Genomic DNA, 19,870 nt, shown 5'->3' on the forward strand with positions numbered 1-19,870 from the left:
GGCAGGCTGAAGGGGCTTACTGAACCTGCGCCAGCGCGTAGGCTTTTTGTGTCGCCGGGCGGCTTTTAACCCGTTCGAACCAGTTGCGTACGGCAGGGTATCCAGCCAGATCAATACGCTGGCGTTCATGAGCCGCGACCCACGGATAAGTGGCCATGTCGGCGATACTGTAATTCTCCCCGGCGATATAGGCATTTTTCTCTAACTGGCGGTTCAGCACGCCATACAGACGCTGAGTTTCCTGTAAATAACGCTCAATGGCGTAAGGCACCGGCTGCGGCGCATAATGCGTAAAATGGTGGTTCTGACCCAGCATCGGGCCAAATCCGGCAACCTGCCAGGTCAGCCATTCCAGTGTCACTGTGCGCTCACGCAACTCTTTGCTGAGAAATTTTCCGGTTTTTTCTGCCAGATATTGCAAAATTGCGCCAGACTCAAAAATACTGACCGGTGTGCCGCCGTCAACGGGCTGACTGTCGACAATGGCCGGGATTTTGTTGTTGGGTGAAATGGCGAGGAATTCAGGTTTGAATTGCTCCCCTGCGCTGATATCAATACGGTGGAGCCGGTATTGCAGGCCACTCTCTTCAAGAAAAAGAGAAACTTTATGGCCATTCGGTGTTGGTGCGTAATAAAGATCGATCATATTGCCTCCTGCGTTGTTTTAATCACTCTCCGCGAATGGCGGGGCGGGATGCGCTAATGTGGAACGGGTAATCACAAGCTTCTTATCCGATTTAGTAGGGTATCATAATGCAGATGTTTAGAAGTCTATGTCGGACTTGTCTGATGGCGAACTTTGCGGGGTAACATAGCTTTTAGGTTGCATCAACGCATCCATAGCTATTGAAGCCACCCAGCAGACCCAGATAGAATCTCCGGACATTATCGACGTGTTGCAAAATCACAGCGCACAGACTTATTGCGCACAGACCAGCGCTTAAAAGAGAAGGTTCCAGCGGATGTCAGAACAAGAGCAAAACATCAGTACGGATGAGTGGGTTGATATCGTCAACGAAGACAACGAGGTCATTGCCCAGGCCAGCCGACAACAAATGCGTGCTCAGGTCCTGCGTCATCGTGCCAGCTATATTGTGGTTCATGATGGAATGGGGAATATTTTGGTTCAGCGTCGGACTGAAACCAAAGATTTCTATCCGGGCTGGCTCGATGCAACGGCCGGTGGTGTGGTGCAAAGCGGTGAAAATATACTTGATTCAGCTCGCCGTGAAGCCGAGGAAGAGCTGGGTATTGCCGGTGTGCCGTTTGCAGAGCACGGTCAGTTCTACTTTGAAGAAGAGAACAAATGTCGCGTATGGGGGGCATTGTTTAGCTGTGTATCCCATGGCCCGTTTGCCCTGCAGGAAGAAGAAATTGATGCCGTCCGCTGGATGACACCGGAAGAAATCACTGCGCGTTGTGATGAATTTACGCCGGACTCCCTGAAAGCACTTTCTCTGTGGATGACGCGAAACAATGAGAAAGAACACGGTAAGCCGCTGACCCGTGAAGCCGCAGCCCCTGTGGCGGATGCGTCTGTTCCAGGTAATAAAGAAAACGATGAAGAAGAATCGTCAGCGAAAGATGATATCTGAATCACATCACGGGCGAACGCATATCGCCCGTTCTCTTTTTAGCAACTCTCCCGCTTGCACAACGACGAAGCGATCGTCACTTCTTCCCATTCCTCGTCATTAATCCTCGCCAGCAATGCCTGGGCGGCGCGCACCCCGATTTCTTTATGCGGAATAGCAATAGTGGTCAGCGGCGGCTGGCATACTTTACTGACATCGGCATTGCCGAAGCCGACCACGGCAAGTTCATCTGGCACTTTGATGCGTCTGCGCTGGCATTCATACAGTGCGCCACAGGCGAGATCGTCGGAAACACACACCAGCGCGTCAATTTCCGGCCAGGCAAGCAGGAACTCCGGCAGTTGCTGAGCGCCGGTGGAAAAGCTGGCAGGCTCGGCGGCGTTTATCACCCGGTGCGGGGACATGTGCGCTTTCAACATGGCCTTACGCCAACCCTGAAGGTGCTGCTGGAAAATCCACTGTTCCTGATTGGCACACAGCATGCCAATATTCTGATATCCCTTCGCCACCACCGTCTGGGTCAACTGAAACATCGCCTCGACATAATCAATGCCGATATTCATGTCGATTGGCGAAGTGGTCAGCGCACCGATTTCCAGCACCGGGATGGTCAGGTTATCCAGCCATTGACGTACATTGGCGGAGTGTTCAACGGACAGTAAAATCGCCGCCGCCAGATTGTAGGAAAGCAACGTTTCCAGCAGTTTTTCTTCCCGCTCAATACGATGTTGAGATTCCGCCAGCATGATCTGATAACCGGCCGGTTGCAGCACTTTCTGTAGCCCGGCAAACATCTCGGCGCAGCCCGCTTCGGAAAGGCTCGGCACAATCATCGCAATGGTATTTGAGGAGGCGGAAGCCAGGGAACTGGCGGCCTGGTTGGGCAGATATCCCAGCTGACTGACCGCTTCTTCGATCTTCTCCCGTAGCTTATCGGAGACCTGTTCGGGTGTGCGCAGCGCACGGGAAACAGTCATGCTGCCCACGCCCGCCAGTTGCGCGACATCAGCCAGCGTCACTCTTCCGGTACTGCGTCTTTTCTTGTTAATGGACATTCACGATCCTGACCTTAACTGCGCATCTTGCGCAAAATGTATACCCACAGGTATAGCGAAAAAAGCGGGCCGCAGCAGGACCGGTAAATCGGGAACCACGGCAGAATTCGGTAAATTATCGGCAATTTCCCGACAAAGTATACCGTTATTTATGCGATCCACGGGACGGCGATACCGCTGTGTGATTATTTTTGATAGCGCTATCACAGATCTCAATGATAGAAGTTTGGTAGCGCTATCTTTGAGATCTGTATCACAGATGTTAACGCTACCGCTGAAGTAGAGTCTGGATCGTTGGTGCGGTCTGGGGGAAATTTGACCGGCCATCTTTAAAAATAAAAACGGAGCATCACTATGCTGAATGATTGGCTGACATCTGAACGAATTCAGATCAGAACGGATATCACGGACTGGCGGCAGGCAGTGGAAGTGAGCGCTGAGCCACTGCTGAAAGAAGGGACAATTACCCCGGATTACCTGACGGCTATTTTTGCTCAACGGGAAAAACTGGGGCCGTATTTTGTTCTGGCGCCGGGCATTGCGATGCCACACGCCAGACCAGAAGAAGGGGCGAACGGGTTGGGACTCTCGTTGCTGACGCTGCCGCACGGCGTGGCGTTTAATTCAGAGGATAACGATCCGGTGTATACCGTGGTGATGTTATCGGCAGCAGATAAGCACAGCCATATTGAACTGATTTCTGAACTGGCAGAATTATTTTCCAGTGAAGAAGATATGCAGAAAATACATCAGGCAAAAACCATCAGAGAAATTCAGGACGTTATATCCCGCTATTAATTTGACTTAATATTGTAAAGGGAGTGCGACTTAAATCTAAGGGTATTCTGACCATTCATATGCATTAACATGTGCAGATGGAGTACGGTTCTACATATTTTAATCGTTTAAAAAACAGATAAAGGACAAGTGGATAATATGAAAATCATGGCGATTTGTGGTTCCGGTTTAGGCAGCAGCTTTATGGTTGAAATGAACATCAAGAAAGTCCTGAAGAAACTCAATATTCAGGCAGATGTTCAGCACTCTGATTTGTCCTCAGCCATTCCGGGTGAAGCCGACCTGTTCGTGATGGCAAAGGACATCGCTGCCAGTGCCAGCATTCCTGAAAACCAGTTAGTGGTGATTACCAACATCATTGATATTAATGAACTAGAAACAAAACTGATTGCTCACTTTGAAAAACATCCAGTGTCCTGACCGGCACTGAATAACCCTACAAATAAAACAAATAGACAAACGAGGTGGATATGTTTATCCAGGAAACGCTCAAGTTTGTGGTCGATATATTAAAAGTGCCTTCCATACTGGTGGGGCTCATCGCATTAATCGGTCTGGTGGCACAAAAGAAAAACTTTTCTGATGTGGTGAAAGGCACGGTTAAAACAATACTTGGCTTTTTAGTATTGGGCGGTGGTGCAACAGTATTAGTTGGCTCATTAAATCCTTTAGGCGGTATGTTTGAACACGCCTTTAATATCCAGGGTATTATTCCTAATAACGAAGCGATTGTTTCCATCGCGCTGGAGAAATTCGGTGCACCGACAGCGTTAATTATGGCGTTTGGTATGGTGGCAAACCTGATCGTGGCCCGTTTCACCCGTCTTAAATATGTGTTTCTGACCGGTCATCACACATTTTATATGGCCTGTATGATCAGCGTTATTCTGACGGTGGCCGGTTTTGAAGGTGTTTCACTGGTGTTCACCGGTTCCCTGACGCTGGGCCTTATCATGGCGTTCTTCCCGGCGCTGGCGCAACGTTACATGCGTAAAATTACCGGCAGCGACGACGTGGCATTTGGTCATTTCGGCACCATTGGTTACGTCTTATCGGGCTGGATCGGCAGTAAAGTTGGCAAAGGTTCACGTTCTACGGAAGAAATGAATCTGCCGAAAAACCTCAGTTTCCTGCGCGACAGTTCCATCTCAATCTCACTCACCATGATTATTATTTATCTGATTATGGCGGTGTTCGCGGGTCAGGTCTTTGTTGAGGCGACCTACAGTGCAGGCCAGAACTACCTGGTGTACGCCATCATCATGGCAATTACCTTTGCGGCGGGTGTGTTCATCATTTTGCAGGGTGTGCGTCTGATCCTGGCGGAAATCGTTCCGGCATTCGTCGGCTTCTCCGAGAAACTGGTGCCTAATGCCCGTCCGGCGCTGGATTGTCCGGTGGTGTATCCGTACGCGCCGAATGCGGTGCTGATCGGTTTCCTGTTCAGCTTCCTTGGCGGTCTGGTGGGACTGTTCCTGTTAGGGCAAATGCATCTGGTGCTGATCCTGCCGGGCGTGGTGCCACACTTCTTCACTGGTGCGACGGCAGGTGTGTTCGGTAATGCGACCGGCGGGCGTCGCGGGGCAATGATCGGTGCGTTTGCCAACGGCGTGCTGATTACCTTCCTGCCGGTTCTGCTGTTGCCAGTACTGGGCGCGCTGGGCTTTGCGAATGCCACCTTCTCTGATGCGGACTTCGGCGTTATCGGCATCCTGCTGGGTAATCTGGCTCGCTTTATGTCGAAGGAAGGCATCATGGCGCTGATTGTCGGTATCTTCGCGGTACTGGTTGCCTGGAACTATCTCGGCAAAAAACCGGCGGCTGAGAAAGAAATCACTGAAAAGTAATTCCCTGCACCACTACGTTTTTTAACTCCATCCGGGAAACACTGTCCTGCCTGTTAGAAATAACAGGCCAGGATAAGTGCTCATTAAAATAAGGACCAATGAAGATGAAAGATGTCCAGGAGGTTCGTGATCTGGCCCGCCATATCCGTATCGAGACGCTAAAAATGCTGACCGGTTTAGGATTCGGGCACTATGGCGGCAGCATGTCCGTGGTGGAAACGCTGGCCGTGTTGTATGGCGATGTGATGCGCATCGACCCGAAAAAACCAGACTGGCAGGAACGTGATTATTTCGTGCTGTCCAAAGGCCATGCTGGTCCGGCGTTGTATGCCACGCTGGCACTGAAAGGTTATTTCCCGGTCAGCGAATTACACACCCTCAACCAGAATGGCACAAAGCTGCCGAGCCATCCGGACCGGCTGCGGACCACCGGCGTGGATGCCACCACCGGCTCGCTGGGACAAGGCGTTTCCATTGCGGCGGGCATGGCACTTTCGCATAAGCTGGCTGGTCGCAGCAACCGCGTCTTCTGCATTCTTGGCGACGGTGAGTTGAACGAGGGCCAGTGCTGGGAAGCCTTCCAGTTTATTGCGCACCACAATCTGCATAACCTGACACTGTTCATCGATTACAACAAACAGCAACTCGATGGCACGCTGGATGAAGTGATTAAGCCATTCGATCTGGCCGGAAAATTCAGTGCGTTCGGGTTTGATGTAGAGACCATTAAAGGCGATGACATTGTAGCTATCAGCGAGGCGGTCACGCCGGTTCGTCACGCCGAGCAGCGTCCTCTGGTGGTGATCCTCGACAGCATCAAAGGGCAGGGCGTGAAGTATCTCGAGCAACTGGCGAACTCACATCACCTGCGTTTAACGCCGGATGTGAAACTGGAAATCGAAAATGCTATCGCTGAGCTGGAGGCCACTCATGTTTGAAGTTTCTCTTGAATTGCAAAAAGACGCAGTAGAAATGCGTAAAGTTTACGCCAATACCGTGCGTGAAAAGATTGTAGAGAATACGCCGATTATCGCGCTGGAAGCCGATCTGATGAGCTCGATGGCGATGGACGGCGTTCATAAAGATCATCCAGATCACGTGATTAACTGCGGCATCATGGAAGCGAATGTCATCGGTGTTGCCGCCGGGCTATCGCTGACCGGTCGCGTGCCGTTTGTGCATACTTTTACCGCCTTTGCCAGCCGCCGCTGTTTCGATCAGCTGTTTATGTCTCTGGATTACCAGAAGAATAACGTCAAAATCATTGCGTCAGATGCGGGCGTCAGCGCCTGTCATAACGGCGGCACGCATATGTCGTTCGAAGATATGGGCATTGTGCGCGGGCTGGCGAGTTCGGTGGTGATGGAAGTCACCGACGCCGTGATGTTCCGCAATATTTTGCTGCAACTGATGGATTTAAAAGGTTTCTACTGGGTGCGTACCATTCGCAAACAGGCTACGCAGGTTTACAAGGAAGGCTCGACGTTTACCATCGGCAAGGCCAATGTGCTGCGCGATGGCACAGACGTGACGCTGATTGCTAACGGGATTATGGTGGCGGAAGCGCTGAGAGCGGCGCAAATGCTGGAACGCGAAGGGGTCAGTGCGGCAGTCATCGACATGTTTACCCTCAAGCCAATTGATAAAGATGTCATCATCAAATACGCCACGAAAACCGGCAAAATTGTGACCTGTGAAAACCACAGTATTCATAACGGACTGGGATCGGCGGTGGCGGAAGTGCTGGTGGAAAACCAGCCGGTGCCGATGCGCCGGGTTGGTGTCAAAGAGCGTTACGGACAGGTGGGCACCCAGGAGTTTTTACAGCAGGAATATGGCCTGACGGCTGAACATATTCTGGAAGCAGCAAAAACACTGCTCTGAATCTTTATCGATCAGCCATGAAGCGATCCGCAAAAAAGACCAAAAAAAACGCCGGACTCAAAAAGCCCGGCGTCTTGCGTTCAGAGGGTTTGGCTTATTTGGCCGCAACCGCTGCTTCTGCCTGAGCAGACTGAATCGCAGTCAGTGCAATGGTGTAGACGATATCGTCAACCAGTGCGCCACGCGACAGGTCATTAACCGGTTTACGCATACCCTGCAGCATCGGCCCGATAGAGACCAGATCCGCAGAACGTTGTACCGCTTTGTACGTGGTGTTACCGGTATTCAGGTCAGGGAAGATGAACACGGTCGCTTTACCCGCAACCGGCGAGTTTGGCGCTTTAGATTGTGCAACATCAGCCATGATCGCAGCATCATATTGCAGCGGGCCATCGATGATGAGATCCGGACGTTTTTCCTGGGCCAGACGGGTCGCTTCACGCACTTTCTCAACGTCGCTACCGGCGCCGGAGTTACCGGTTGAGTAGGAGATCATGGCAACGCGGGGTTCGATACCGAAGGCTGCAGCGGAGTCCGCAGACTGGATCGCGATTTCAGACAGCTGTTCAGCAGTAGGATCCGGATTGATCGCACAGTCGCCATAAACCAGAACCTGATCAGGCAGCAGCATGAAGAACACAGAGGAAACCAGTGAGCTGCCCGGCGCGGTTTTGATCAACTGTAATGGCGGGCGGATGGTGTTTGCGGTGGTGTGAACAGCACCGGAAACCAGACCGTCAACGTTACCTTGTTCCAGCATCAGGGTGCCGAGAACCACGTTGTCTTCCAGTTGTTCGCGCGCAACCACTTCGGTCATACCCTTGCTTTTACGCAGTTCAACCAGACGCGCCACGTATTCTTCACGGACAGCCACCGGATCAACGATTTCGATGCCTTTACCCAGCGTCACGCCCTGAGCTGCTGCAACGCGTTTGATCTCGTCAGGGTTACCCAACAGAACACATTCCGCGATACCACGTTCAGCACAAAGCGCTGCCGCTTTCACAGTGCGTGGCTCGTCGCCTTCCGGCAGAACGATACGTTTACCGGCTTTACGGGCCAGTTCGGTCAGCTGATAGCGGAATGCCGGAGGTGACAGACGGCGTGAGCGTTCAGAATGTGCGCTCAGGGAGTTGATCCAGTCAGCATTGATGTGAGAAGCCACGTACTGTTGCAGTTTCTCTACGCGCTGATGGTCATCTGCAGGCACTTCCAGATTGAAGCTTTGCAGGCTCAGGGAAGTCTGCCAGGTGTTGGTTTCTACCATGAAGACTGGCAGGCCTGTCTGGAATGCACGTTCGCACAGGCTGTTGATGCGGGCGTCGATTTCGTAGCCACCGGTCAGCAGGATAGCGCCGATTTCCACGCCATTCATGGCTGCCAGACAGGCTGAAACCAGCACGTCAGGACGGTCAGCGGAGGTCACCAGCAGGGAGCCAGGACGGAAATGCTCCAGCATATGCGGAATGCTGCGTGCGCAGAAAGTGACGGATTTCACGCGGCGGGTTTTGACGTCGCCTTCGTTGATGATACGTGCGTTCAGGTGCTTAGCCATGTCGATTGCGCGGGTGGCAATCAGCTCGAAGCTCCACGGAATGCAGCCCAGAACCGGCAGCGGGCTGTTAGCGAACAGCTGAGTCGGGTCGATATTTGCCACGCTGGCTTTGGTGGAATCATCAAAGATTTCAGACAGGTCAGGACGTGTACGCCCCTGCTCGTCAACCGGTGCATTCAGTTTGTTAATGATTACGCCGGTGATATTTTTGTTTTTGCTGCCACCGAAGCTGGAACGGGCCAGTTCGATACGTTCTTTGAGCTGCGCAGGAGAATCATTACCCAGCGCCAGAACGAAGACGATTTCTGCGTTCAGGGTTTTGGCAATTTCGTAGTTCAGCGCATTGGCGAACTGGTGTTTGCGGGTAGGCACTAAACCTTCAACCAGCACCACTTCGGCATCTTTGGTGTTTTCGTGATAACGCGCGATGATTTCTTCCATCAGCAAGTCTTGCTGGTTTGAGCTCAGCAAGGTTTCAACGTGGCTCATTTTCAGCGGTTCGGCTGCAGTCACGGTGGAGTTAGCGCGAATAATGGTCGTGGTTTGGTCAGGAGCATCTCCGCCAGTACGCGGCTGGGCGATAGGTTTGAAGATACTCAGGCTGACGCCTTTTTGTTCCATGGCACGGATCACACCCAGGCTGACACTGGTCAGACCGACACTGGTGCCTGTAGGGATCAACATAATTGTACGGGACACGGCTAAACCTCTTTAACGGTTGCCAGGCAGGGACATTCGCAGGTTTGTGCAGAGGGGATAATGATCAGCATAAGCGCGATGATTATCCTGCGCGGTGCGTCCAAACGGGCGGCGTTTGCCTATAAGTGAAAAATTGCCCGCATTACGCGGGCAGTCTTGAATCGAATTATGCAGTCAGACGCGCGGCGTCTTGTGCAATCACCAGCTCTTCGTTGGTTGGGATAACCAGAGCGGCGCGAGTGCCTTCTTTGTTGATCGCCCCGGATTTACCGAAACGGGCAGCCAGGTTACGTTCGTGATCCACTTCAAAGCCCAGCAGGCCTAATTTAGCCAGAGACAATTCGCGAACCATTGCGGCGTTTTCGCCGATACCGCCTGTGAATACGACGGCGTCCAGGCGGCCTTCCATCAGTGAAGTGTACGCACCGATGTATTTCGCCAGGCGGTGGCAGAAGACGTCCATGGCACGTCTGGCATCAGCTTTAGTGGTGTAGTTGTCTTCAACATAACGGCAGTCGCTGGTGACTTCAGTCAGGCCCAGCAGACCCGATTCTTTAGTCAGCATTTTGTTGATTTGATCAACGCTCATGCCCAGAGAATCGTGCAGGTGGAAGATAATTGCCGGGTCGATGTCACCGCTGCGGGTACCCATCACCAGACCTTCCAGCGGGGTCAGCCCCATGGAAGTATCCACACATTTACCGTTACGGATGGCACTGACAGAACCGCCGTTACCCAGGTGGCAAGTGATCAGATTCACTTCTTCCACGGGTTTGTTCAGCATTTTTGCGGCTTCCTGAGTCACGTAGAAGTGACTGGTGCCGTGTGCGCCATAACGACGGACATGGTGATCTTTATACAGGCTGTACGGCAGGGCGTAGAGGTATGATTCTTCTGGCATTGTCTGATGGAAAGCGGTGTCGAAAACGGCAACGTTTTTATCAGCCAGTTTAGGGAAAGATTTCAGTGCTTCATCAATACCGATCAGGTGAGCCGGGTTATGCAGCGGCGCAAACGGGATAGACTCTTTGATACCCTCGATGACAGCGTCGTTGATCAGCATTGATTTGGTCAGCTTCTCGCCGCCATGAACGATGCGGTGGCCGATTGCAACCAGTTCTGCGGACAGCTCAGGTTTTTTGCTCAGAATGTTATTAACGATGAATTTCAACGCTTCACTGTGTGCGGCGCCCGCACCTAAAGCGGCTTCTTCTTTGCCACCGTCCATTTTCCATTTAATGCGCGCTTCTGGCAGATGGAAACATTCGGCTAAACCTGAAATGTGTTCTTCGCCATTTGCAGCATCAATGATGGCAAACTTTAGGGAAGAACTACCACAGTTAAGAACCAGTACAAGCTTACTCGACATGGAAGTACCTATTTATTGTTGGTGCTGTTTAAAAAAAACAATACACGTGGTTAATAAATCGTCAGTCTGACATCAAGCGTAGCGCATAATGGCGGCGACAATTATGATTAACATCATGCCAGAGAGCCAAAACAGGCATGACGATGAAAAAGCTGAAGAATTGCCGGGCTTTGGTTTTTTTAAGCGTCCGGATGACAGAAATAAAGCGGTTTACTGCACCGCATATTTCGGTTTACGTATCTTCAGGGTGTTACTAATCAGCAAAAACACTAACAAAAAATACAATAATTAATTACAAATCCTCTCAGACCGAGGCACTATGGTTATTATGGGGGCGAAAGATTGCAATTCACCGCGTTTGCCCCAAGTTTATATTGATCTCGTTGCCTGAGAGGGTTGCGAGGCTGCGATAGAATACCGACAGGTGCCAGCAAAAACAAAATATATTTTATCGTGATAAACTCCAGTTTGTGTTTTACAACTATTTTTTAAATTTTACACGTGAAGTTGAGGTGCAAAGATGACGAGTAAGCCAACAGGCTCGGTAGGCTGGTTCCAGGTATTCCAGCGCGGGCAGCACTATATGAAGACATGGCCGTCAGATAAGCGCCTGGCTCCGATGTTTCCGGAGAACCGGATTTCTACTGCTACACGCTTCGCGGTACGCATCATGCCACCGGTTGCGGTCTTTACCCTGACGTGGCAAATCGCGCTCGGCGGACAACTCGGGCTGGCCGTCGCCACGGCAATTTTTGCCTGTAGCTTGCCGATGCAGGGACTGTGGTGGCTGGGTCGCCGTTCTCTGACGCCACTGCCGCCGGGATTACTCGGCTGGTTCCACGATGTACGCAATAAACTCACTGAATCCGGACTGGCGCTGGCGCCAGTTGAAGGCACGCCGACGTATCAGTCACTGGCTGACGTCCTTAAGCGCGCGTTCAAACAGCTGGACAAAACCTTTTTAGACGATCTGTAAGCCTGATTTCCCCGCTTACTGCGTCTGTCATCATCTATAGTCTTTCATAAGTCGCATTTCACCGGGGGAAAGTCTCCCCTGGTGATTATTTCAGATGAGATCCCGACCCAAATCAAAGAATGGTGTGCTTGCGATTTCGCAGAACTTTGCGCTATGCCATGCTTTGCTCATTATGCAGACATGAGGATTTTCACGATGGAAATGACGAACGCTCAACGCCTGATTTTGTCCAATCAATACAAGATGATGACCATGCTGGATCCCGATAACGCAGAACGCTATCGCCGGTTACAAACAGTGATCGAACGGGGTTTTGGTTTGCAAATGCGCGAGCTGGACAGAGATTTCGGCGAATTGCCGGAAGAAACCTGTCGCACAGTCATTAACATTATGGAAATGCATCATGCGATGCAGGTGTCGTGGACCAATTTAAAAGACACGCAAGACTTGGATCGCCGCCGAATTGATTTCCTGGGTTTTGATGCCGCAACGGAATCCCGTTATTTAAGCTATGTCCGCTTTATGGTGAACACCGAAGGACGTTACACTGATTTTGATGCAGGCACTCATGGGTTTAACTCGCAGACCAAAATGTGGGATAAATACCAGCGTATGTTGGCGGTCTGGCAGTCGTGCCCGCGTCAGTATCACCTGAGCGCGGTAGAGATCGCGCAAATTATCAATGCCTGATGTAAACACTTAAAGGAGTCGCCTGTGCTTTGTAAGGGTTTTTTGTTCGACCTTGATGGAACGTTAGTTGATTCATTACCTGCCGTTGAGCGTGCCTGGGTGAGCTGGGCGCTTAGCTGGGGTGTCAGCCCGCAGGATGTATTGGCGTTTATTCACGGTAAGCAGGCGATCACTTCTTTGCGTCATTTTATGGCGGGTGAAAGTGAAGAAACGATTCAAAAAGAGTTTCTCAAGCTGGAACAAATTGAAGCCACGGACACCGAGGGTGTCGCCGCTCTCCCGGGCGCACATTTGTTGTTGAGCGAACTCAATCGCCAGAATATTCCCTGGGCGATTGTGACTTCCGGATCAATGCCTGTTGCCAGTGCGCGCCATAAAGCGGCGCATTTGCCTGAACCCGAAGTGTTTATCACCGCTGAACAGGTCAAACACGGCAAGCCACAACCCGATGCCTACTTGCTGGGGGCAGAACGTTTAGGTCTGGCACCGGAAGATTGTGTGGTGGTTGAAGATGCTGCCGCCGGCGTGATGGCCGGGCTGGCGGCGGGCTGCAAAGTCATTGCCGTCAATGCGCCAGACGATACACCCGGGATTGAAAATGTCGATTTCGATCTGACTACGCTCGAAATTCTGCTGGTCAGCAGTTCCGACGAAGGTGTGAAAGTCAGCCTGCGTTAAGGACAGAAAAAATACAATTTCCCAGTATTAATTGATATAAACCTCGCCTGTGCGGGGTTTTTTTATGCCATTCTCATACCCAGTCATACATCAAACTGTCTCAGCGTTGGCTGCGTTACCCGGCCCATCCATGGGCCTCGCCCCTGAACGAGTCGCTGCAAGCAGCATACCAGTCTGCTCCCGGCAGATTAGTCCCGAACCCCGGTCACTTACTCATGTAAGCCCCGGAGATTCACGCAGTTGCCGCCTTGATACAATTTGAATTATTTAGGGTATATAGCTATTTATCCTCCTCTCTCAACGCAAATGGAGTGTGTTTTGACCGGTGAATTGCTTTGGGTAGTCACGTTACTGGTTATTGCTATGGTGCTGTTCGCGCGCAATACGCTGAGAATGGATATTGTGGCATTGCTGGTGATTATTTCTTTCGTCCTGAGCGGCACGCTGACCATCAATGAAGCGCTGGCCGGATTCAGTGACCCGAACGTCATTTTGATCGCGGCGCTATTTGTCGTCGGGCACGGGCTGGTCAGAACCGGTGTGGCGTATCAGGTCGGCGACTGGCTGATGAAGGTGGCGGGCAACAGTGAAACGCGGATGCTGGTTTTGCTGATGCTCACGGTTGCCGGTCTCGGTGCTTTTATGAGTTCCACCGGCGTAGTCGCGATCTTCATTCCTGTCGTGATCAGCGTTTCGGCGCGAATGAAAACCTCTCCCGCACGACTGATGATGCCACTAAGTTTCGCCGGGCTTATTAGTGGCATGATGACGCTGGTCGCCACACCGCCGAACATGGTGGTCAACAGCGAACTGTTGCGTGAAGGATTCGACGGTTTTGGTTTCTTCGGCGTCACCCCTGTCGGGCTGGTGGTGCTGATAATGGGTATCGGATACATGTTGATCGCCCGTCGCTGGCTGTCATCAGAAGATGCGTCACGAGGCCAGCAGCGCTGGAAGCGGCGAACGTTCCGGGATTTGATCCGCGATTATCACCTGACCGGCCGGGCGCGTCGCGTCACTATCCGTCCGGGTTCGCCTCTGGTCGGGCGTACACTTGATGATGTGCATCTGCGTTCCCGCTACGGCGCGAACGTGGTGGGCATTGAACGCTGGCGTAAATTTCGCCGCGTGATGGTCAGCGCAACGGGAAATACCGAACTGTTTGCGCGCGATGTGTTACTGCTTGATATGTCAGATCCAGACATCTCCATCAGGCAATTTTGCACTGACGAAATGCTCGAGCCTATGGTGCTACGCGGCGAGTATTTCTCTGAGCAATCGCGGGATGTCGGGATGGCCGAAGTCTCGCTGATCCCGGATTCGGAGCTCCTGGGTAAAACGTTGCGTGCCGTCGCCTTCCGTTCGACCTACGGGCTGAATGTCGTCGGGATCCGCCGTCAGGGTGAAGCACTGGACGGAAAACTGGTGGATGAAGAATTACAGCTCGGCGATATGCTACTGGTCATTGGCGACTGGAAGCTGATCCGCCAGCTTCAGCAACAAATGCATGATTTCATTGTGCTTAATCTTCCTGCCGAAGTGGACGAAGTCGCGCCAGCCCTGAGTCAGGCACCGCATGCATTGTTTTGTCTGGCGCTGATGGTTGCGCTGATGCTGACCGATGATGTGCCTAATGCTATCGCCGCCATTATCGCCTGCATGCTGATGGGTAAATTCCGCTGTATCACGATGGAAGGGGCCTACAAAGCCATTCACTGGCCCAGTTTGCTGCTGATAGTCGGGATGATGCCTTTTGCGCTGGCGCTGCAAAAAACCGGCGGTGTGGCGCTGATTGTGAAGGGGTTAATGGAGGTAAGCGGCGGCTATGGGCCATATATGATGCTGCTGAGTTTATTCATTCTCTGTGCAGGTATCGGGCTGTTTATTTCCAATACGGCGACTGCGGTTTTGATGGCACCGATTGCTATCGCAGCAGCACACCAGATGGGGGTATCGCCATACCCGTTCACCATGATTATCGCTATTGCGGCTTCTGCCGCCTTTATGACACCGGTGTCTTCACCGGTAAACACGCTGGTTATGGTGCCGGGTAACTATAAATTTGGCGATTTCCTGCGCATCGGTGTGCCGTTCACTCTGCTGGTGATGCTGGTCAGCGTTTTTCTGGTGCCGGTGCTGTTCCCGTTTTGACCTTAAGATCAGAGCGGGGAATCCAGGCTGATTTCATCCAATGACAGACTGAAGCTCGGAATGAACACTTCCATAAAGTAGTCCATTTCCGGGCTTTTTCTGTCTGCCAGCGTTTTCTCCAGACGGGCTTTCGCCAGTGTGAATTCGTTATTGCCTGCCGACAATTCCTCCAGACATTTCAGGTAAGCACACAGCGCATCAGCCTGTTTGACGGTCAGTTTTTCTTCTTCAGTGTAATAATGCTCGTCAATCAGCGGTCGGAAATCTTCCTGTAATTCCTTTGGCAGCATTTCAATCAGTTTCTGCTGAGCAATTTTCTCAATCTTTTTGTACTCATGCGCGATTTGCGGATTGTAATACTTGATTGGCGTTGGCATATCACCGGTAATCACTTCGCTGGCATCGTGATACATGGCGAGCAGGGCAACGCGTTCTGCGCTCAGATTGCCGTTAAATTTGCGGTTCTTGATCACGGCTAAAGCATGGGCGACAAAAGCGACTTGCAGACTGTGTTCCGACACGTTTTCGGTGCGGACATTGCGCATCAGCGGCCAGCGGCTGATCAGTTTGAGGCGGGAAAGATGGGCGAAAAAATGGCTCTGGTTCATAGCACTCTCAATAACTACGGTGAATGAGTGACTATTGTGAGCAGTGCGAAACAGTTATGCAAATGCGGAAACTGGCGGGAGAAAGAAAAGGGCGCCATTATCAGCGCCCTTACTGCATTACTGGCGATAGGTTTCGAGGAAACGTCCCAGTTTGTTAACGGCCATTTCCAACTCATCAACGCGTGGCAGCGTCACGATACGCACATGGTCCGGATACGGCCAGTTGAATGCAGAACCCTGAACCAGCAAGACTTTTTGCTGTAACAGCAAATCGAGCACCATTTTCTGATCGTCATGGATGTTAAAACGTTTGGCGTCAATGCGCGGGAACATATACAGCGCCCCTTTAGGTTTCACGCAGGAAACACCCGGGATTTCATTGATCAGTTCCCATGCACGATCACGCTGTTCGACCAGACGTCCGCCCGGCTGAATAAACTCGCTGATACTTTGATAGCCGCCCAGCGCGGTCTGAATGGCATGTTGCATCGGCACGTTGGCACAAAGGCGCATCGAGGCCAGCATTTCCAGACCTTCGATATAACCTTTCGCATGTTTCTTCGGTCCGTTCAGAACCATCCAGCCTTGACGGAAACCCGCCACGCGATAGGTTTTTGACAGACCGTTAAAAGTGACGGTCAGTAAATCCGGTGCCAGTGAAGCGATGGAAATGTGCTGGGCTTCGTCATACAGGATTTTGTCGTAAATTTCGTCGGCAAAAATAATCAGATTATGTTCCCGGGCGATGTCCACAATCTGCATCAGCAATTCTTTGCTGTATACCGCACCGGTCGGGTTGTTCGGGTTGATGATCACAATGCCGCGGGTGCGTGGTGTGATTTTGTCACGAATATCGGCAATGTCCGGGAACCAGTCAGCCCCTTCATCACACAGGTAATGCACCGCATTACCGCCTGATAACGAAACCGCCGCTGTCCACAAGGGGTAATCAGGTGCCGGGACTAACATTTCATCGCCGGTGTTAAGTAATGCCTGCATTGACTGAACAATCAGTTCGGAAACACCGTTGCCGATATAGATATCTTCGACCGTGATGTCGCGCATGTCGCGTGCCTGATAGTGCTGCATGATCGCTTTACGTGCAGAAAACAGACCTTTCGAATCACAATAACCCTGTGCGGTAGGAAGGTTGCGGATAACGTCGACCAGGATTTCATCAGGTGCATCAAAACCGAATGGCGCAGGGTTGCCGATGTTCAGCTTGAGGACTTTATTACCTTCTTCTTCAAGACGTTTTGCTTCTTTGAGCACCGGGCCGCGAATGTCATAACAGACGTTGTCCAGTTTGCGGGATTTTTCAATCGGGGACATGTAAATGAGAGCCTTTTGCAATAAAGCCTGTTCTTCCCTGGTGCGGAGCGACCGTAGAACAGTGCGAAGGGCTCAATTTACTCTCCCGCAGAGGGCATGAGAAGGGCTGCGCACCGTTTTGGTGAAAAACAGCAGTAAAGCGGGCTATGGTGGGTTATTACCTCAAAGTATGAGAAGCTTAATGGTTTATTATGCTGTGTTATTGTTATTTTGTGATTTTATATTTTGCAAATGAGTGCTTTGTGAACAATAAATTCACTGTTTTTGCTGCGTTACCTCTATTCCCGGCGATGTCAGTTTGTTGTCTTTAATGGGGTGAACATCATGAAATCTTACCAAAGCTCGACAAATTCTGAAAAAAGTTCAGGAGGCTTTGTTTTACCGCTGAAAAATTTTAACAGGAATTAGTTTTATTTATCTAATGATTAATAGCGAATGCTGGATGAATGATCATGTTCTAAGTAAAGTCTTAAACGTATTTTCCAGGATTAGATAAATGCTTTCAAAGGATATATTGCAACAGGCGGGCGTAAACAAAATTTGATGAAACAAGAAAAATCTTAATGTTACTTAAACAAAACACCTTGGGCATAAAATGGTTATTCGGGTGACTCAATGAATTTATTGAATTATATTTTTAATAATCACCTTTATTAGTTAATTTAGCTTATGTTTCTCTCACGATGATATTGCCGGAACTTAGCTTTATGGTTGCGGCAGGCGGCACTGTAAGGGATATGGAATGGTTTGCGGGGAAAGGCTATATTAAATAAGAGGTTCTAATCATTCAGCCTTTGTGAGGAATTATTGTGCACAGGTTTAATGACTGAACGCTCACAATGATGAAAACTTTCATGCACAAATATTTCTCAATTTAGGTTATCAAATGAGTGAGTATCCGACATATCTGGTATTCTGCTTTTTGCGGGTACTTTGACGCACCATCAGGGTAGCTTGTTATTAGATTCTATAAAGTGAAGAAAAACTATGACAATTGCAAATCGTCCAATCCTCAATCTCGATCTTGATCTGTTGAGGACATTTGTAGCTGTTGCTGATCTTAATACGTTCGCTGCGGCTGCTGCTGCGGTGTGTCGTACTCAGTCGGCGGTAAGCCAACAAATGCAACGTCTAGAACAACTCGTTGGAAAAGAACTGTTTGCCAGACATGGACGCAATAAATTATTAACTGAACACGGTATTCAGTTATTGGGATACGCACGCAAAATCCTTCGTTTTAATGATGAAGCCTGTACCTCTTTGATGTACAGCAATGTTCAAGGTGGGATAACAATTGGTGCATCAGATGATACTGCTGACACCATTTTACCTTTCCTGCTCAGCCGCGTGACATCCGTATATCCAAAGTTGTCTATTGATGTCCGCGTCAAGCGCAGTCCTTTCATGTTGTCGATGCTCGAAAGTGAAGAAGTGGATTTGGCCATCACCACGATGACAAACACTGATCACCCGCACATCGTATTGCGCACGTCGCCAACACTCTGGTATTGCTCGGCTGATTTTGCATACCCCTCCGGCGACAGTGTTCCGCTGGTGGTGCTCGATGAGCCAAGCCCTTACCGGATGATGGCGATAGAGCACCTCAGTCAGGCAGGTATTCCGTGGCGTATTGCTTATGTCGCGTCGACATTATCGGCAATTCGTGCGGCAGTGCGCGCGGGGCTGGGTGTGACGGCACGTCCCATCGAAATGATGAGTCCGGAGCTGCGTGTTCTGGGTGAACAGGACGGTTTACCACGTTTGCCGGATACGCAGTATGTGTTGTACAAAAATGCCCGTTGTGAAAATGAACTTGCAATGGCGATCTTCAATGCAGTTGAGCAAGGGAATGACCCCTATTCTCTCAGTGCCTATGGTCCTCGTCCGGTAGTGGATGACGATCATGAGTTACTGGCAGACTCTGAAAGTTAAGGTAATCCCCCGGCTTTACCTTCCGCCTCTGTCTAACGAGGCGGGGGTAAAGGCTTCTACCTATTAAGGGGCGGGAAAGTCATTCTTTTAGTGATTTTGTTTAATATCCTTCCTAAAGCCTCTGTTTTTGTTCGTTAGCCTTTCTTCTTCCCAGTAATGACTGCCATCCTTATCACCAATGACTACAGTAAATGGCGTAAAATGTTGACTTTTTTCAGGTTAAAAAAAAGCATCAAATTTTTCCGTAAATCGCTTGTCGTTTTTTGAAAATCAATAAAACTTGTTAAATGTGTGCCTTTTTTTCTATCAAAATTGACAGAACTCTGACATGGATCAAAAAAATAACCCCATTAAGAGAGTGGAAGCGCTGTCTATTCCTGCGACAATAGTAAAGTTCGAAAGATGTCATAACTCCCGTCACAGGCCCATGCTTTATCACAGAATTTAACTGACACGATTTAGCTTAAGTCCCGGCGCATGATATGTTAATTAAATGATAAGCATGTAAACTAATGTGGAGATACTTTTGTCAAAGTTGACAAAAGGTTATAGAAAAGGGTAAAAAGCCCACAACAAATCACTGGCTTAATCCCTTGTTGAGCCGTGAACTGTGTGGTTTTTAATCCTTCCCTTGAATCGATGTGGTGCGCAAACTGCCGACCTTACAGAGCAGATGCCAAAGTACCACTTTTGATGAGTAA

Annotated in this window: 18 protein-coding genes; 12 read left to right on the forward strand and 6 right to left on the reverse strand. The window is 50.4% G+C overall.

What is annotated here, in order from left to right:
• Positions 1 to 16 precede the first annotated feature (16 nt).
• Positions 17 to 646 (reverse strand): GSH-dependent disulfide bond oxidoreductase, encoded by a 630-nt coding sequence (yfcG, locus tag GW591_RS01815; protein ID WP_013574571.1) that lies wholly within the window; start codon positions 644 to 646, stop codon positions 17 to 19.
• Between the two features lie 316 nt (positions 647 to 962).
• Between yfcG and yfcD the strand changes: the two genes are divergently transcribed.
• Positions 963 to 1,595 carry an NUDIX hydrolase YfcD gene (gene yfcD / locus GW591_RS01820; RefSeq protein ID WP_081925227.1) on the forward strand — a complete coding sequence of 211 codons (633 nt, stop codon included), beginning with the start codon at positions 963 to 965 and terminating at the stop codon, positions 1,593 to 1,595.
• A 38-nt stretch (positions 1,596 to 1,633) separates the two neighbouring features.
• Here yfcD and GW591_RS01825 read toward each other — a convergent pair whose 3' ends face one another.
• Positions 1,634 to 2,650 (reverse strand): LacI family DNA-binding transcriptional regulator, encoded by a 1,017-nt coding sequence (locus GW591_RS01825; RefSeq protein WP_037036215.1) that lies wholly within the window; start codon positions 2,648 to 2,650, stop codon positions 1,634 to 1,636.
• A 354-nt stretch (positions 2,651 to 3,004) separates the two neighbouring features.
• Here GW591_RS01825 and GW591_RS01830 point away from each other — a divergent pair, with 354 nt between their 5' ends.
• The 5 genes from GW591_RS01830 to GW591_RS01850 all read left to right on the forward strand — a co-directional run bounded on the left by GW591_RS01830 (position 3,005) and on the right by GW591_RS01850 (position 7,179).
• A complete protein-coding gene (locus GW591_RS01830) occupies positions 3,005 to 3,448 on the forward strand; it encodes a PTS sugar transporter subunit IIA (protein WP_013574574.1) in 444 nt (147 codons plus the stop codon).
• A gap of 138 nt (positions 3,449 to 3,586) precedes the next feature.
• Complete coding sequence (locus tag GW591_RS01835; RefSeq protein WP_013574575.1) at positions 3,587 to 3,868, forward strand: PTS sugar transporter subunit IIB; 282 nt, start codon at positions 3,587 to 3,589, stop codon at positions 3,866 to 3,868.
• A gap of 50 nt (positions 3,869 to 3,918) precedes the next feature.
• Positions 3,919 to 5,295 carry a PTS ascorbate transporter subunit IIC gene (locus tag GW591_RS01840; protein WP_013574576.1) on the forward strand — a complete coding sequence of 459 codons (1,377 nt, stop codon included), beginning with the start codon at positions 3,919 to 3,921 and terminating at the stop codon, positions 5,293 to 5,295.
• Positions 5,296 to 5,399: 104 nt separating this feature from the next.
• The gene (locus tag GW591_RS01845) at positions 5,400 to 6,233 is read left to right on the forward strand and encodes a transketolase (RefSeq protein ID WP_013574577.1); all 834 of its coding nucleotides are present in this window, start codon (positions 5,400 to 5,402) and stop codon (positions 6,231 to 6,233) included.
• Complete coding sequence (locus GW591_RS01850) at positions 6,226 to 7,179, forward strand: transketolase family protein (protein ID WP_037036212.1); 954 nt, start codon at positions 6,226 to 6,228, stop codon at positions 7,177 to 7,179. Before GW591_RS01845 ends, GW591_RS01850 begins: the two co-directional genes overlap by 8 nt.
• Positions 7,180 to 7,273: 94 nt before the next feature.
• Here GW591_RS01850 and pta read toward each other — a convergent pair whose 3' ends face one another.
• A complete protein-coding gene (gene pta, locus GW591_RS01855) occupies positions 7,274 to 9,418 on the reverse strand; it encodes a phosphate acetyltransferase (protein ID WP_191996187.1) in 2,145 nt (714 codons plus the stop codon).
• Between the two features lie 181 nt (positions 9,419 to 9,599).
• Positions 9,600 to 10,802 carry an acetate kinase gene (gene ackA / locus GW591_RS01860; protein ID WP_013574580.1) on the reverse strand — a complete coding sequence of 401 codons (1,203 nt, stop codon included), beginning with the start codon at positions 10,800 to 10,802 and terminating at the stop codon, positions 9,600 to 9,602.
• Positions 10,803 to 10,905: 103 nt separating this feature from the next.
• Between ackA and GW591_RS01865 the strand changes: the two genes are divergently transcribed.
• The 5 genes from GW591_RS01865 (at position 10,906) to GW591_RS01885 (ending at position 15,297) form a co-directional block, all read left to right on the forward strand.
• The gene (locus GW591_RS01865; protein WP_112151348.1) at positions 10,906 to 11,094 is read left to right on the forward strand and encodes a hypothetical protein; all 189 of its coding nucleotides are present in this window, start codon (positions 10,906 to 10,908) and stop codon (positions 11,092 to 11,094) included.
• Positions 11,095 to 11,322: 228 nt separating this feature from the next.
• Positions 11,323 to 11,778: a terminus macrodomain insulation protein YfbV gene (yfbV, locus tag GW591_RS01870; RefSeq protein ID WP_013574582.1), complete on the forward strand. Its 456-nt coding sequence runs from the start codon at positions 11,323 to 11,325 to the stop codon at positions 11,776 to 11,778.
• A 195-nt stretch (positions 11,779 to 11,973) separates the two neighbouring features.
• Positions 11,974 to 12,468, forward strand: coding sequence for a YfbU family protein (locus GW591_RS01875; RefSeq protein ID WP_013574583.1), 495 nt, complete (start codon positions 11,974 to 11,976; stop codon positions 12,466 to 12,468).
• A 24-nt stretch (positions 12,469 to 12,492) separates the two neighbouring features.
• Complete coding sequence (locus tag GW591_RS01880) at positions 12,493 to 13,146, forward strand: sugar phosphatase (protein WP_013574584.1); 654 nt, start codon at positions 12,493 to 12,495, stop codon at positions 13,144 to 13,146.
• 318 nt (positions 13,147 to 13,464) lie between these two features.
• Entirely contained in the window at positions 13,465 to 15,297 is a 1,833-nt protein-coding gene (locus GW591_RS01885) for an SLC13 family permease (protein ID WP_013574585.1), read from the forward strand.
• 8 nt (positions 15,298 to 15,305) lie between these two features.
• Here the strand turns inward: GW591_RS01885 and yfbR are convergent, their stop codons facing one another.
• A complete protein-coding gene (gene yfbR / locus GW591_RS01890; protein WP_013574586.1) occupies positions 15,306 to 15,905 on the reverse strand; it encodes a 5'-deoxynucleotidase in 600 nt (199 codons plus the stop codon).
• Between the two features lie 117 nt (positions 15,906 to 16,022).
• A complete protein-coding gene (locus GW591_RS01900) occupies positions 16,023 to 17,237 on the reverse strand; it encodes a pyridoxal phosphate-dependent aminotransferase (protein ID WP_013574587.1) in 1,215 nt (404 codons plus the stop codon).
• Positions 17,238 to 18,224: 987 nt separating this feature from the next.
• Here GW591_RS01900 and lrhA point away from each other — a divergent pair.
• On the forward strand, positions 18,225 to 19,169 hold the full coding sequence (gene lrhA, locus GW591_RS01905; RefSeq protein ID WP_013574588.1) for a transcriptional regulator LrhA: 945 nt from the start codon (positions 18,225 to 18,227) through the stop codon (positions 19,167 to 19,169).
• The last annotated feature ends 701 nt before the right edge of the window (positions 19,170 to 19,870 follow it).

Origin of the sequence: Rahnella aceris (genome assembly GCF_011684115.1) — a bacterium.
Classification (GTDB): domain Bacteria; phylum Pseudomonadota; class Gammaproteobacteria; order Enterobacterales; family Enterobacteriaceae; genus Rahnella; species Rahnella aceris.

What these genes read in the sequence shown, in the direction of transcription:
- yfcG (WP_013574571.1), bottom strand. Translation starts at nt 646, where the DNA reads ATGATCGATCTTTATTACGCACCAACACCGAATGGCCATAAAGTTTCT.
- yfcD (WP_081925227.1), top strand. Translation starts at nt 963, where the DNA reads ATGTCAGAACAAGAGCAAAACATCAGTACGGATGAGTGGGTTGATATC.
- GW591_RS01825 (WP_037036215.1), bottom strand. Translation starts at nt 2,650, where the DNA reads ATGTCCATTAACAAGAAAAGACGCAGTACCGGAAGAGTGACGCTGGCT.
- GW591_RS01830 (WP_013574574.1), top strand. Translation starts at nt 3,005, where the DNA reads ATGCTGAATGATTGGCTGACATCTGAACGAATTCAGATCAGAACGGAT.
- GW591_RS01835 (WP_013574575.1), top strand. Translation starts at nt 3,587, where the DNA reads ATGAAAATCATGGCGATTTGTGGTTCCGGTTTAGGCAGCAGCTTTATG.
- GW591_RS01840 (WP_013574576.1), top strand. Translation starts at nt 3,919, where the DNA reads ATGTTTATCCAGGAAACGCTCAAGTTTGTGGTCGATATATTAAAAGTG.
- GW591_RS01845 (WP_013574577.1), top strand. Translation starts at nt 5,400, where the DNA reads ATGAAAGATGTCCAGGAGGTTCGTGATCTGGCCCGCCATATCCGTATC.
- GW591_RS01850 (WP_037036212.1), top strand. Translation starts at nt 6,226, where the DNA reads ATGTTTGAAGTTTCTCTTGAATTGCAAAAAGACGCAGTAGAAATGCGT.
- pta (WP_191996187.1), bottom strand. Translation starts at nt 9,418, where the DNA reads ATGTTGATCCCTACAGGCACCAGTGTCGGTCTGACCAGTGTCAGCCTG.
- ackA (WP_013574580.1), bottom strand. Translation starts at nt 10,802, where the DNA reads ATGTCGAGTAAGCTTGTACTGGTTCTTAACTGTGGTAGTTCTTCCCTA.
- GW591_RS01865 (WP_112151348.1), top strand. Translation starts at nt 10,906, where the DNA reads ATGATTAACATCATGCCAGAGAGCCAAAACAGGCATGACGATGAAAAA.
- yfbV (WP_013574582.1), top strand. Translation starts at nt 11,323, where the DNA reads ATGACGAGTAAGCCAACAGGCTCGGTAGGCTGGTTCCAGGTATTCCAG.
- GW591_RS01875 (WP_013574583.1), top strand. Translation starts at nt 11,974, where the DNA reads ATGGAAATGACGAACGCTCAACGCCTGATTTTGTCCAATCAATACAAG.
- yfbR (WP_013574586.1), bottom strand. Translation starts at nt 15,905, where the DNA reads ATGAACCAGAGCCATTTTTTCGCCCATCTTTCCCGCCTCAAACTGATC.
- GW591_RS01900 (WP_013574587.1), bottom strand. Translation starts at nt 17,237, where the DNA reads ATGTCCCCGATTGAAAAATCCCGCAAACTGGACAACGTCTGTTATGAC.
- lrhA (WP_013574588.1), top strand. Translation starts at nt 18,225, where the DNA reads ATGACAATTGCAAATCGTCCAATCCTCAATCTCGATCTTGATCTGTTG.